The sequence below is a fragment of the Streptomyces tatrensis genome, from assembly GCF_049310065.1.
GTDB lineage: Bacteria > Actinomycetota > Actinomycetes > Streptomycetales > Streptomycetaceae > Streptomyces.
Genome location: NZ_JBMDLB010000007.1, coordinates 782995 through 795571 on the forward strand (window position 1 = coordinate 782995; position 12577 = coordinate 795571).

General features: G+C 70.9%; 12 protein-coding genes and 1 pseudogene. 6 read left to right on the top strand and 7 right to left on the bottom strand.

Going from position 1 to position 12577, the window contains the following annotated elements; all coding sequences use genetic code 11:
* Positions 1–106 precede the first annotated feature (106 nt).
* Entirely contained in the window at positions 107–1138 is a 1032-nt protein-coding gene (gene mtnA, locus ACODT5_RS07215) for an S-methyl-5-thioribose-1-phosphate isomerase (protein WP_422518346.1), read from the top strand.
* A gap of 84 nt (positions 1139–1222) precedes the next feature.
* Here the strand turns inward: mtnA and mtnB are convergent, their stop codons facing one another.
* The 3 genes and pseudogenes from mtnB to ACODT5_RS07230 form a co-directional block, all read right to left on the bottom strand.
* On the bottom strand, positions 1223–1822 hold the full coding sequence (gene mtnB / locus ACODT5_RS07220) for a methylthioribulose 1-phosphate dehydratase (RefSeq protein WP_422519580.1): 600 nt from the start codon (positions 1820–1822) through the stop codon (positions 1223–1225).
* A 3-nt stretch (positions 1823–1825) separates the two neighbouring features.
* A pseudogene (gene mtnC, locus ACODT5_RS07225) lies at positions 1826–2533 on the bottom strand (acireductone synthase); the annotation flags it as partial.
* A complete protein-coding gene (locus tag ACODT5_RS07230; protein WP_422518347.1) occupies positions 2530–3114 on the bottom strand; it encodes a 1,2-dihydroxy-3-keto-5-methylthiopentene dioxygenase in 585 nt (194 codons plus the stop codon). The gene ACODT5_RS07230 and the pseudogene mtnC, both read right to left, overlap by 4 nt.
* A gap of 301 nt (positions 3115–3415) precedes the next feature.
* Here ACODT5_RS07230 and ACODT5_RS07235 point away from each other — a divergent pair, with 301 nt between their 5' ends.
* The 4 genes from ACODT5_RS07235 to ACODT5_RS07250 all read left to right on the top strand — a co-directional run bounded on the left by ACODT5_RS07235 (position 3416) and on the right by ACODT5_RS07250 (position 7891).
* Positions 3416–3514, top strand: coding sequence for a putative leader peptide (locus tag ACODT5_RS07235; RefSeq protein ID WP_422518348.1), 99 nt, complete (start codon positions 3416–3418; stop codon positions 3512–3514).
* A gap of 363 nt (positions 3515–3877) precedes the next feature.
* Entirely contained in the window at positions 3878–6229 is a 2352-nt protein-coding gene (locus ACODT5_RS07240) for an arylsulfatase (protein ID WP_422518349.1), read from the top strand.
* 146 nt (positions 6230–6375) lie between these two features.
* On the top strand, positions 6376–6477 hold the full coding sequence (locus ACODT5_RS07245; RefSeq protein ID WP_422519581.1) for a putative leader peptide: 102 nt from the start codon (positions 6376–6378) through the stop codon (positions 6475–6477).
* A gap of 304 nt (positions 6478–6781) precedes the next feature.
* Positions 6782–7891: an ABC transporter substrate-binding protein gene (locus ACODT5_RS07250; protein ID WP_422518350.1), complete on the top strand. Its 1110-nt coding sequence runs from the start codon at positions 6782–6784 to the stop codon at positions 7889–7891.
* A 1-nt stretch (position 7892) separates the two neighbouring features.
* Here ACODT5_RS07250 and ACODT5_RS07255 read toward each other — a convergent pair whose 3' ends face one another.
* Positions 7893–8816, bottom strand: a complete 924-nt coding sequence (locus ACODT5_RS07255) for an AraC family transcriptional regulator (RefSeq protein WP_422518351.1) — start codon at positions 8814–8816, stop codon at positions 7893–7895.
* A gap of 96 nt (positions 8817–8912) precedes the next feature.
* Between ACODT5_RS07255 and ACODT5_RS07260 the strand changes: the two genes are divergently transcribed.
* Entirely contained in the window at positions 8913–9635 is a 723-nt protein-coding gene (locus tag ACODT5_RS07260) for an SDR family oxidoreductase (RefSeq protein WP_422518352.1), read from the top strand.
* A 176-nt stretch (positions 9636–9811) separates the two neighbouring features.
* On the opposite strand, the gene ACODT5_RS07265 is transcribed toward ACODT5_RS07260, so the two are convergent.
* From ACODT5_RS07265 to ACODT5_RS07275, 3 genes are all read right to left on the bottom strand, one after another.
* Complete coding sequence (locus ACODT5_RS07265; protein WP_422518353.1) at positions 9812–10339, bottom strand: hypothetical protein; 528 nt, start codon at positions 10337–10339, stop codon at positions 9812–9814.
* Between the two features lie 133 nt (positions 10340–10472).
* Positions 10473–11903 carry a dihydrolipoyl dehydrogenase family protein gene (locus ACODT5_RS07270; protein ID WP_422518354.1) on the bottom strand — a complete coding sequence of 477 codons (1431 nt, stop codon included), beginning with the start codon at positions 11901–11903 and terminating at the stop codon, positions 10473–10475.
* Between the two features lie 81 nt (positions 11904–11984).
* Positions 11985–12530: a thioredoxin family protein gene (locus ACODT5_RS07275; protein WP_422519582.1), complete on the bottom strand. Its 546-nt coding sequence runs from the start codon at positions 12528–12530 to the stop codon at positions 11985–11987.
* Between the last annotated feature and the right edge of the window lie 47 nt (positions 12531–12577).

Consider the following 12577-nt stretch of genomic DNA (forward strand, 5'->3'; position numbering starts at 1 on the left):
GGTGCTCATGACCGGTCCTCCGTCTCGAACTCTGGTTCCCACAGCTCCTGTACGGTGACGCGCACCCCTCCCCCCTTCCTCCCTCGAGCCTTTGGAGTGCACTGTCATGACCAGGGAACTGCGTGCCGTCGAGTGGGCCGGAGACGGTCTCGCCCTGATCGACCAGACCGTCCTGCCGCACCGCAAGGAGGTGCTGCGCGTCACCGACGTGGACGCTCTGGTGGACGCGATCCGGCGCCTCGTGGTGCGCGGGGCCCCGGCGATCGGCGCGGCCGGGGCGTACGGGGTGGCCATCGCGCTGTTGCAGGGCGAGCGCGAGGGCTGGGACCGTACGCGGATAGGCGAGGAGGTCGCCCGGATCCGGGCGGCCCGGCCGACCGCGGTCAACCTGGCCGTGTCCGTGGACCGGGTGCTGGCGAGGCTGGACGAGGGCGTGCCGGCCGTCCTGGCCGAGGCCGCCGCCCTGCAGCAAGAGGACGTGGAAGCCAATCACGCCCTGGGCTCGCACGGCGCGGACTGGCTGCTGAAGCGGCTCGACGAGGACCGTCCCCTGCGCGTCCTGACGCACTGCAACACCGGGGCGCTCGCCACGGCCGGCTGGGGCACCGCGCTCGGCGTCATCCGTGAACTGCACGCCCGTGGGCTGCTCGAGACGGTGTACGCCGACGAGACCCGGCCGCTCCTGCAGGGAGCCCGGCTGACCGCCTGGGAGCTGGCCGAGGAGGGCATAGCGCACTACGTCCAGGCCGACGGCGCGGCAGCGGGGACCATCCTGCGGGGAGAGGTGGACTTCGCGGTGGTGGGCGCGGACCGGATCGCCGCGAACGGCGACACCGCGAACAAGGTCGGCACGGTCGGCATCGCCCTGGCGTGCGCGCACGCGGGCATCCCGTTCGTCGTCGCGGCGCCCACCACGACGGTGGACCTGGCGACGTTGAGCGGCGAGGAGATCACCATAGAACTCCGCGGTGAGGAGGAGGTGTTGGAATGGGGAGGCGTCCGCACCGCACCGGCCGGCTCCCGCGGCCACAACCCTGCCTTCGACGTGACCCCGGGCAGTCTGGTGACGGCGCTGGTCACCGAGCGCGGCGTCCTGGAGGTGTCCGCGGGCGAGCTCCCCTCGGACCACCTGGCCTGAGGCGGCACGCCCCCGAGGGCGCTCCCCGAACGGGGAGCGCCCTCGGGGCGGCGGGTGATGCGGCGCATCCGGCGACGTGACGTATCAGCCCGTCGCCAGCTCCAGTTCCAGGAGCCATTCCACGATCTCGGTGTGGTGGCGTGCCTGGCGGGGCGAGTCGCCCCACGCGTACAGCCCGTGCCCCGCCACGACCACGGCCGGCATCCGCGGGTCGCGGGCGGCCTCCAGCCGGTCCCCGAGCACCCGCATGTCCTGGCTGTTGGCGATCACGGGCAGGGTGATCTCCTCCCCCTCCGCCGGATGGCCGACGCCCTTGAGCATCTCCAGATCCTTCAGCACGATGCCGCCCGGCTGCTTGCGCCCCATGAGGACGGAGGCGACCGTGTGCACGTGTACGACCGCGTTCGCACCCGTCAGGCGGGCCACGCGCGCGTGCAGCTCCGCTTCGGCGGACGGTTTGCCGCCTCTCACCGCGACGCCCCGTTCGTCCACCAACACCACGTCTCCGTGGGCGAGTTCCCCCTTGTCGTGACCGCTCGCCGTGACGGCCAGCCGGAACGGGTCGCGGGAGAGGAGCACCGAGAGGTTGCCGGACGTGCCGCGCATCCAGCCGAAGGAGGCGAAGCGCGCCGCCTCCGCGGCCAGTACCGCCCCCGCCTGCTCCAGGTCCGTCACCGTCGTCACGCCCCGCTCCCCCACCGCGTCGATGTCTTCGAAGGTCCGGGCCTGCGCATGGCCCCGCAGACCCTGCTCGTAGTACGGCTCCCCGGGCCGCCGCACGCCCACGGCCCGCCATCCCGCCACCCGGGCGGCGTCCAGTTCGCCCGGTCGGTCGGAGAGGAACAGCAGCCGGTCCGGGAGGATCCCGGTGTCCGCCGCGATCGTGCGGTAGGACGCGGCCTGTTGCTTGGGGCCCGCGTTCTGCGTGTCGTACCAGCCGCTCACGAGGCCCCGCAGATCTCCCTCGGGGCTGTGCCCGAACCACGCCCGCTGCGCCGTGACCGATCCGGACGAGTACACGTAGAGCCGTGTGCCCGCCGCGTGCCAGCGTCTCAGCGCGGGCACCACGTCCGCGTAGAAGTGCGAGACGAGCTCACCTCGCGCGAACCCCTCGGCCCACAGCACGCCTTGAAGGGTTTTCAGCGGTGTCAGCTTCCGGTCCTCGTCGAGCCAGGCGTTCAGCGCCTGCTCGATCCGTGCCGGGCCCGCCTCCGGCTCGCCCAGCTCCGTCCGTACCTGGGAGAGGGCGCGGGCCACCTCCGGCTCCTCGGACCGCTCGGCGATCAGCGCGCCGAACCGCTCGCGGGCGTACGGGTAGAGGACCTCGACGACGAAACCGGTGGCGCTCGTGGTGCCCTCGATGTCCAGGACCACGGCGTCCACGGCCTGGCTCACGCCGCGTCCTGCGCCGTGATCGTGTCGAAGTCGGGGAAGCGCCGTGCGATCCCGCTGCCGGTGAAGGTGCCGATCCAGCCGTCCTCCTCGTGGAAGAAGCGGATCGCGGTGAAGGCCGGCCGGGTGCCCATGTCGAACCAGTGCGTGGTGCCCTTCGGCACGCCGAGGAGGTCGCCGCGCTCGCACAGCACGGCGTGGACCTCGCCGCCCACGTGCAGGTAGAAGATGCCGGAACCCGCGACGAAGAAGCGCACCTCGTCGTCGTCATCGTGCGTGTGCTCCTCGAGGAACTTCTCCCGCGCGGCCTTCGCCCTCTCGGCGAATCCGGGGTCGTCGTCGGGGTGCAGGGCGACCACGTCGACGGTGGCGAAGCCCTCCTCCAGGGTCAGCCGGTCCATCTCGGCCCGGTAGGCGGTGAGGACGGCTTCACCGTCGGCGTCCGCCGGAACGTCGTCGCGCACCGGCCACTGCTCGTAGCGGACCCCGAGGGGTGCCAGTGCGGCGGCGATCTCGGCGGGCTCCGAGGTACGGCGGACAACGGTCCCGGGGCCGCTCTCCGGCCAGGTCGTCAGTAGCGTCACGGAATGCTCCAGGGGTGGAAGGGCGGGGTGCGGGGGTGCGGCCCCCCTGGCCCCGGGCCGATTCTCGCCTCCTGTTGTTGCCACAGCGTGGCGGCAGCATGGCACGTGCACCTGGGGCCCGGACCCGCCCGCGATCGAGACCGCCACCGTGCCCGTATCCGTGCCCGTATCCGTGCTCGCGGCCGTGTCGGCGGCCCGTTCACGATCTTCGTGGGCCACGTGGCCGACGCACGGGACGTGCGGCGATCCGCTACGAACAATGGCGTTTGACCAACCATCGGGTGTCTGACAATCTGCGCGCATGACCCCGACCGCACCGCTCTTTTCCCGCAGGCATGTCGACCTTTGTCGACAGGCCAGTGCGATCTGTGCCGTGCCGTCGCCGGGCTGTCCTCGCTGATTTCGATGTCTGCCTGACCCAGGACAGAGCCCCGGACACGGCCCCCAGCACGGTCCCGGCCGACGGGGCCTCCCGGTGTGACGCGGCTGCCAGGCCCTCGTCCCGCGCTCGGCACTCCCGACCGGACCAGGGCGAAGCCGCTCCCCCAGCCCTACCCGCTCCTGCCCCACCCGCTCTTGCGCCGTACGCCGTGCGCCTGAGCCGGCCGGCCTCGCATGACTTCCGCACATCGCAGTGATGCACCGCGGACGGGTCGTCGAGACAGGTCCCGCCTACGAAGGCTGCACCCGTACCGCACAGCCCCGCATCCGCGCCCTGGTCGCTGCCCTTCCCCCCGCCCTCCGCATCGAAGGAGCTCCACCCGTGACCAGCCCGCCCACCCCCGCGCCCCCCGCCACCCCGAACCGCCGCGATCCCTACGAAGGGTTCGCCGGACGGGTCGGCCGTACCTTCGCCGAGTCCGCGCCGTCCTGGCCGCCGCCGCGCCGGCCCGCGGGCGGCCGTTCCCCGAACGTCGTCGTGGTACTCGTCGACGACATGGGCTACAGCGACATCGGCCCCTTCGGCTCGGAGGTCCCCACCCCCGTACTCGACGGACTGGCCGAGGGTGGCCTTCGCCTGGCCAACTACCACACCATGCCGCTGTGTTCCCCCGCCCGCGCCGCACTGCTCACGGGTCTCAACCCGCACCGCGTCGGGTCCTCGACGGTCGCCAACTTCGACCCCGGTTTCCCCGGATACGGCATGGAGGTCGGCGAGGACGTCCCCACCCTGGCCGAGCTCCTGCACGACGCGGGCTACGCCACCTACGCCGTCGGCAAGTGGCACCTGACCCGCGACTCGGCCTCCAACGCCGCCGACGACCGGCGCAACTGGCCCCTGCAGAAGGGCTTCGACCAGTACTACGGCGTACTGGAGGGCCTGACCAGCCTCTTCCACCCGCACCAACTGGTCCGTGACAACAGCCCGCTGGACATCGACGAGCTGCCCGACGGCTACTACTACACCGACGACATCACCGACCAGGCCATCTCGATGGTGAAGTCGCTCCGCGCACACGACCCCGACAAGCCGTTCTTCCTCTATGTGGCGCACAACGCCGTCCACGGCCCCCTCCAGGCCAAGCCCGCGGACATCGCACGTCAGCGCGGGCGCTACGACGGCGGCTGGGATGCGCTCCGCCGGACCCGCTTCGCCCGCCAGATCACCGACGGCCTCTTCCCCGAGGGGACCGCCCTGCCGGACCGCAACTCCGAGGGCGGCTTCGACGTAGGCCCCTGGGACGAGCTGACGCCCGATCAACAGCATCGCTACGCACGCTACATGGAGGTGTACGCGGCGATGGTCGACAGCATCGACCAGAACCTCGGGCGACTCACCGAAACCCTGCGCGCCCTCGGCGAACTCGACAACACCATCATCGTCTTCACCTCCGACAACGGCGGAACCGGAGAAGGCGGCGCCGAGGGCACGCGCAGCTACTTCAGTCGCTTCGTCCACCAGCCCGTCCCCGACGACTGGAACCAGGACGTGGGCCGGGACACCGACCTCATCGGCGGCCCGCAGAGCCTCGTGCACTACCCGCGCGGCTGGGGCATGGCCTCCAACACCCCCTTCCGGCTCTACAAGGGCCAGACCTACGCGGGCGGCGTGCGGGTGCCGTTCGTCATCTCCTGGCCCGAGGGCCTGCGCCGGGCCGACGGTGATTCCGGGGTCCGGCAGCAGTATCAGTACGTCACCGACATCACCCCCACCCTCCTGGAACTCACGGGCGTACGGCGCCCTGAGCTGTGGCACTCGCGGCCCGCCCAGGAACCGGACGGCGTCAGCTTCGCCCCCGTGCTGCACGACGGGCGGGCCCCCAGCGCCCACACCGAGCAGTACTGCGAGATGTCGGGCAACCGCAGCTACTACCGCGACGGCTGGAAGCTGGTCACCCTCCACCGGCCCGGGACACCGTACGACGACGGCGAATGGGCGCTGTACGACCTGCGCAGCGACCCGACCGAAACCCTGGACGTCGCCCGGGACCACCCGGAGGTGGTGAAGGAGCTGGCGGCTGCCTGGGAGTCGGCGGCCTGGCGCAACGGCGTCTTCCCCCTCGCCGACGGCAGCGGCGCGCTAGCCCGGCGCAACCCCGCCGAGGAACGCTTCCACCGGCCCCTCACCCTGCTGCCGGGCACGCCCGAGCTGGAGCGCTACCGCTCCTCCCGGCTCATCTCCTTCCGCTCCTTCGACATCACCGTCGAACTCGACGAACACGCCGCCCCGGACCAGGGCGTGCTGGTCTCGCACGGCGACCAGGGCGGCGGGTACAGCCTGTACGTGGAGGACGGGCGGCTGCGGTTCGCCTACAACGAGTACGGAGATCTGCACGAGACCGACGCCGGCCCGCTGCCCGCGGGCCGCCGGACGATCACGCTCTCGGCCGAGGCGGTGGAAGGCCTGCGCTGGGAGTTCCGCATCCTGCTCGACGGTGTGGAGACCGGCCGGTCGACCAGCGTGCACCAACTCATCGGCATGGCACCGCTGCAGGGGATCAGCGTGGGCGTGGACCGCAAGTCCCCGGTCTCCTGGCCGGTCTACGAACGCCACCGCAGCTTCCGCTACACCGGCGGCCTACGCTCGGTGACCTACGCCCCCGGCCGGGAAGCGCCCTACGACCCTGCGCTCGTGGCCCGCGCGCTGCGGGACGCTGCCGCCGCCTTCGAGTGACGAAGGCGGCCCGCGGGTCCGGGAAGGCGGTTGGCCCGTCGCGGCACGTGCTCGTCCATCATGTGGGCAACCCCTTGGGCGGCTGACTCCCGCCTGTCAAGATTCCTGTCAACAAGTTCTGCAATCAGGGGAGTTGTGAGGTGGCCGTGCGAACACCGCACCGTGCGCGCCCTCCGCTGCCTGCTCTCACGGCACGTCGGTACATCGACCTGGTCCGGACGTCCAGCGCCATCTGTCTGTCTGCCTGACGTCATCCGCAGGGCCTTGCTCCACGCCCAGTGCACCGCTGTGCGCCGCGCCTTCCCGCTCCCCATCGACCGGGCAGCCCTTCGGCGGACCTCACCGCCCCGCGCCGCCTCCGCGCGCGGCGTGCGACGTACGGCGGCGCGACCTCAGCTCCGCGACATCCCCGGCACCTTTCCCATCGCTCGGCCTGTTACGGCGTTCCACCACCGGCGGCCGGGAGTGGGTGCGTGTGCCGTGCGTGTCGACGACGTCGCGCCGCCCGTCTCCCTGCCTTCCCGAACGCCCACCCCGTGAAGGGACACCTCCGTGTCTGCCGCAAGACCGCACATCACCCTGCGAGCCATCGCCGTAACAGCCGCACTTCCCCTTCTGCTCACGGCCTGCGGCTCCCGTGTTGAGGCGAAGAAGGAGGACGGTAGGACCAACCTCGCCGCCGATGCCGACAAGAAGCTATCGGCCTCCGAGGTCCGCATCGGCTACTTCCCGAACCTGACCCACGCCACAGCGCTGGTCGGTCTCCAGGAAGGCCTCATCGCGAAGGAGTTGAACGGCACCACGATCAAGCCGCAGTCCTTCAACGCCGGCCCCTCCGAGATCGAAGCCCTCAACAGCGGCTCCCTCGACATCGGCTTCATCGGCCCCTCGCCGTCGATCAACGCCTACGTGAAGTCCAAGGGATCCAACCTGCGGATCATCTCCGGCTCCGCCTCCGGCGGCGTCAAGCTCGTCGTGAACCCGGCGAAGATCAAGACCCTGGACGACCTCAAGGGCAAGAAGATCGCCACCCCCCAGAAGGGCAACACCCAGGACGTCGCCTTCCTCAACTGGATCTCCGAAAAGGGATGGAAGGTCGACCCGGAGTCCGGCAAGGGTGACGTCTCCGTCATCCGCACCGACAACAAGGTCACCCCCGTGGCCTTCAAACAGGGCTCGATCGACGGCGCCTGGGTACCGGAGCCCACCGCCTCCAAGCTCGTCTCCGAGGGCGGCGAGGTCCTTCTCGACGAGGGCTTCCTCTGGCCGGAGAACAAGTTCGTGATCACGAACATCATCGTGTCGCAGAAGTTCCTCAGGGAACACCCGGACGTGGTCGAGGCCGTTCTGCGCGGCACGGTGAAGACGAACAGGTGGATCCGCTCCCACCAGGACGCGGCGAGGGCCTCCGCGAATGCCAAGCTCGCGGCGGACACCGGTAAGCCTCTCGACCCGGAGGTCATCCACCCGGCGTGGCCCAGCTTCACGGTCACCGACGACCCGCTGGCTGCGACCCTGAAGGAGCAGGCCGCCCACGCGGTCAAGGCCAAGCTCATCGAGCAGCCCGACCTGAGCGGCATCTACGACCTGCGGCTTCTGAACAAGGTGCTCAAGGCGGCGGGCAAGCCCGAGGTCTCCGACGCCGGTCTCGGCGCCAAGTAGGTCAGTAGCTCGCCCTGGACCGCCGATAGGCCCCGGGCGGGGCGCCGAAGTGCCGCTTGAACGCCTTGGCGAACGCGAATTCCGAGGTGTAGCCGGCCTTCTCGGCCACGGTGCTCAGCGAGTCGGCCGTCTCGCGCAGCATCCGCGCCGCGATGGCCATCCGCCACGTCGTCAGGTAGCCGAGTGGCGGTTCGCCGACCACCGTGGTGAACCGCCGGGCGAACGCCGCGCGCGACAACCCGGCCCGGCTCCCCAGCGATTCGACGGTCCACGGATGCGCCGGGTCGTCGTGGATCGCTTTCAGCGCCGGGGCGATCAACGGATCGTTCAGCGCCGAGGCCCAGCCCTGCGTCTGCTCCCTGGGCAACTCGGCGTACCAGGACCGCAGAATGTAGAGGAGCAGCAGATCGACGAGCGCCGTGACCACCGAGTCCGAACCCGGCTGGGGCTGGTGGATCTCGGCGCAGAGCTGGTCGACCGCCGAGCGCAGCGCCGGATGGCGACCGGGACTGGCCGGTAGGTGGATGACCACCGGGAGGTCGCCGAGCAGCGGATGCGGCCGGTCGATGTCGAGGTGGTAGGCCCCGCACACCAGCACGGTGCGAGCGCCGTCGCCCTCGACGGCGAAACGCCCGATCGGCGAGGAGGTGTCCACGCGGCCGGGTTCGAAGGCGACGAGCTCGCTGGTGACCGCGTCGCAGATGGCGTGATCGGTGCCGCGCCGCAGGAACACGACGTCGCCGGGGCCCAGGGCTATCGGATCGCCGCCGACCGGCACGAGAAAACAGCGTCCTTCGACGACGACGTGAAATCCGGCTCCCGCGATGGGCTGGAAGCGCACACCCCACGGCGCCTGCGCGTCGGTACGGACAACGGACGGACGCCCGGTGCGCAGGGCCGCGAGCGTGTCGCTGAGTATGTCCATGCGCTCACCCTAGCGTGCCGGGATCGAGACGATCAGACAAAGAATCAAGACTTGAGGCCATCCACTGTCTCGACCGCGACACGTAGCGTCCTCACCATGAACAACACAGCAAGTACCCAGCGGGTCGTCGTCATAGGTGGTACCTCCGGCATCGGATTCGCCGTTGCGCAGTCCGCAGCAGTTCAGGGCTCGAACGTGGTCGTCGCCTCCAGCAGCCAGGACCGGGTCGACCTGGCGGTGAAGAAGCTCGGAGGCCGGGCCGAAGGCATCGTGCTGGACGTCGCCGACGAGGCCGCGCTCGCCGCCTTCTTCGACCGGATCGGCGAGTTCGACCACCTCGTCTACACGGCGGGCGAGTCCCTGCTGCTGAAGCCGTTCGCCGACCTCACCGCCGAAGAGTCCCGAGCGTTCTTCGAGCGCCGCTTCTGGGGCGCCCTGCTCGCCGCGAAGTACGCGACGCCCAGGCTCCGTCCCGGCGGCTCGATCACCTTCACCTCCGGCGCCTTCGCCACCCGGCCCGCCCCCGGAACCTCGCTGGGCGCAAGCGTCACAGCAGCCGTCGAGGGCCTGACACGAGCCCTGGCCTTGGAACTCGCCCCGCTCCGGGTCAACGCGGTCCGCCTCGGCGCGATCCGCACCGAGCTCTGGGACAGCACGGTGCCCGACCCGGAGGCCTTCCTCCAAGCGCAGGGCAGCGGACTTCCCGTACAGCGCGTCGGCAGCCCCGAGGAGGCCGCGGCGGCCTACCTCTACCTCCTGGACAACGGCTACGCGACCGGCACGGTGCTCACCCTCGACGGCGGAGCCGCACTGGCCTGACCTCGGTTGCTGTCGGACCGGCAAGCCCGGTCCGACAGCCTTTGGCGGCGGTACGCACGCCCTGCCCTCCTCCAGCAGCCGCGGCAAAGGACTGGTAACTGAGCGGCCAGGAATCCCTGGCGGTCCTCCCTGATATCTGCGGGGGATCGTAAGGCAGGTACGGCACGGTGGAGACGTCACGATCGGTCGTATGGGCACCGGCCGTCCAGCAGTGCGCACGTGAAGCACCGGTGCGTGCGGACGCCATGCTCGTCGGCGGGAAAGGGACAACGGCGGCCCGCCGCCTTCAGCTCTTCCACGTAGTACGACGGCTTCGGCCCGGGCTCGGCACGGTAGTTGCCGCAAGGGCAGGCGCTCTCGCCGGGGTAGCCCTTGACGTGCCTGCACTTGAGGAGCATGTAGTGCTCCTCGCGACGGTGGTCGCAGGTGGTGCACGGCGGCCAGGCCTGGGTGCGGTACTGATCGCAGTTGCAGTAGGTCTCGTCCCTGTAGCCGACCCAGTCACCGCCGCCGTCGTAGATGTCCCCGGAGGCTGAAACCCTCTCGGAGCACCGGCCCCGGTGCTCACTGTGGCCGCAGGTCGAACAGTCCGGCCCTCGTGGTCGGGTGTCACCGGTACCTGTCAGCTCCGGGAAGGGGGAGCCCGACCGCCAGATGGCGACCACAGCCACTAACCCGCCTGCCAGGATGACGATTCCCACCACACCGATGATGGTCTGCGTTGCCATAAGCGCCCCCCGCGTGACTGGTATGCCCGGGCACCATCAGAGCAGCCGTCGGCTGCCGGCGTCGACATCGCCGGGTATGCCGTGCATGCGGACCTCCGCCGTTTGTCCCTCAACTGCGGTACTCCTCCAGCAGCCGCAGCCAGACCTCGCTGATCGTCGGGAACGCCGGAACCGCGTGCCACAGCCGCGCGATCGGTACCTGTCCCGCGACCGCGATGGTCGCCGCGTGCAGGAGTTCGGCCGCGCCCGGTCCGACGAAGGTGACGCCGAGCAGGATCTCGCGGTCCAGGTCCACCACCATGCGGGCCCGGCCTCGGTAGCCGTCGGCGTACAGGCCCGCTCCGGAGACCTTGCCGAGGTCGTAGTCGACGGCCCGGACCCGGTGGCCGGCGCGCTCCGCCTCCGCGAGGGTCAGGCCCACCGATGCGGCCTCCGGGTCGGTGAACACGGCCTGCGGGAGGGCCTCCGTATCGGCGGTCGCTACGTGTGCGCCCCAACGGCCGGTGTCGAGCGGCGTGTTGCCCGCCGCTCGGGCGGCGATGACGGCGCCCGCGATCCGGGCCTGGTACTTCCCCTGATGGGTGAGCAGCGCCCGGTGGTTCACGTCGCCGACCGCGTACAGCCAGTCGATCCCCGGGACCCGGCAGCTGTCGTCCACCGCGATCCAGCCGCCCGGGGTCAGCCCGACGGTGTCCAGTCCGATGTCCTCGGTGCGCGGGGAGCGCCCCGTCGCCACCAGCAGCTCGTCGCCCTCCAGCGACTCGCCGCCTTCGAGCACCACGGTGACGGGCCCGGTCGAACCGTCCCGTACGACGGACTCGACGGCCACGCCCGTACGGACCACCGCGCCTGCCTCGCGCAGCGCCTCGGCGACCAGTTCCCCGGCGAAGGGCTCCATGCGGGGCAGCAGCCCGGAGCCCCGTACGAGCAGGGTCACCTCGGAGCCGAGGGCCTGCCAGGCCGTGGCCATCTCCACGGCCACCACCGACCCGCCGACGATCAGCAGCCGGCCCGGAGCCGCCTGTGCCGACGTGGCCTCGCGGCTGGTCCACGGGCGGGCGTCCCCGATGCCGGGCAGGTCCGGGATCACGGCCCGGGTGCCGGTCGCCACGACGACCGCGTGCCGGGCGGAGAGCACGTGGTGCTCCCCCTCCGGGCTGGTGACGGCGACCTTGCGGACTCCGTACAGCCGCCCGTGGCCCCGGTACACGTGGGCGCCGACCGACTCCAGCCAGTCGATCTGGCCGTCGTCCTTCCAGCTCCCGGTCCAGTAGTCCCGGTGCGCGAACACCGCTTCCGCGTCCAGGGGGCCGGCCACGGAGCCCGCGAGACCGGGCACCCGGCGCGCGTCGGCCCGGGCCAGCGCCGGGCGCAGCAGCGCCTTGCTCGGGATGCAGGCCCAGTACGAGCACTCGCCGCCCACCAGCTCGCTCTCGACCAGCGCCGTGCTCAGCCCGGCGGCGCGGGTCCGGTCCACGACGTTCTCGCCGGCCGGGCCCCCGCCTAGGACCACTACGTCGTACTCCACCGCTTCGCTCATCGGGCCAGTCTCACCGCATGACGGGGGCCCGTCACGTAATCAGGCGTCCGGCGTGCCGGGATCAGGTCCGGCGTGCCGGGATCAGGCGTCCGGTGTGCCGGGCTCCTCGGCCGTGGCGCCGGAGGTGCCTGCGGCGCCGGCCTGCTCGGCGGCGATCTTCGTCCGTACCTCGTCCATGTCCAGGGCGCGGGCCTGGGTGATGAGGTCCGTCAGGGCCGCCTCGGGCAGCGCTCCGGGCTGCGAGAAGATCGCGACCTGGTCCCGGACGATCATGAGGGTCGGGATCGAGCTGATCTGGAAGGCGGCGGCGAGCTCCTGCTGCGCCTCGGTGTCCACCTTGGCGAAGAGCAGGTCGGGGTTGGCCTCGGCCGCCTTCTCGTAGACCGGGGCGAACTGCAGGCAGGGGCGGCACCAGCCCGCCCAGAAGTCGATCAGGACGAACGAGTTCTCGCTCACCGTCCGGTCGAAGTTCTCCTTGGTGAGTTCGACAGTAGCCACGGTTTTCCAGACCTCCAGAGTGCGGTGCCGCTCGTTTCCCTGAGCTGCTTGTTTTCCCTGAACGAACGACCGGCTCGAAGCATTCCTGACCGCACCCGGCGAGTCCGTGGGGCGACCCGGCCGGGCGATTCTGCCCCGCTCCGCCCGGGTTTACCCGGTTCTGCCCCGCACAATGA

Bases quoted from the DNA above. Each gene is read 5' to 3' on its own strand.
- mtnA (WP_422518346.1), top strand. From the start codon at position 107: ATGACCAGGGAACTGCGTGCCGTCGAGTGGGCCGGAGACGGTCTCGCC.
- ACODT5_RS07235 (WP_422518348.1), top strand. From the start codon at position 3,416: ATGACCCCGACCGCACCGCTCTTTTCCCGCAGGCATGTCGACCTTTGT.
- ACODT5_RS07255 (WP_422518351.1), bottom strand. From the start codon at position 8,816: ATGGACATACTCAGCGACACGCTCGCGGCCCTGCGCACCGGGCGTCCG.
- ACODT5_RS07260 (WP_422518352.1), top strand. From the start codon at position 8,913: ATGAACAACACAGCAAGTACCCAGCGGGTCGTCGTCATAGGTGGTACC.
- ACODT5_RS07270 (WP_422518354.1), bottom strand. From the start codon at position 11,903: ATGAGCGAAGCGGTGGAGTACGACGTAGTGGTCCTAGGCGGGGGCCCG.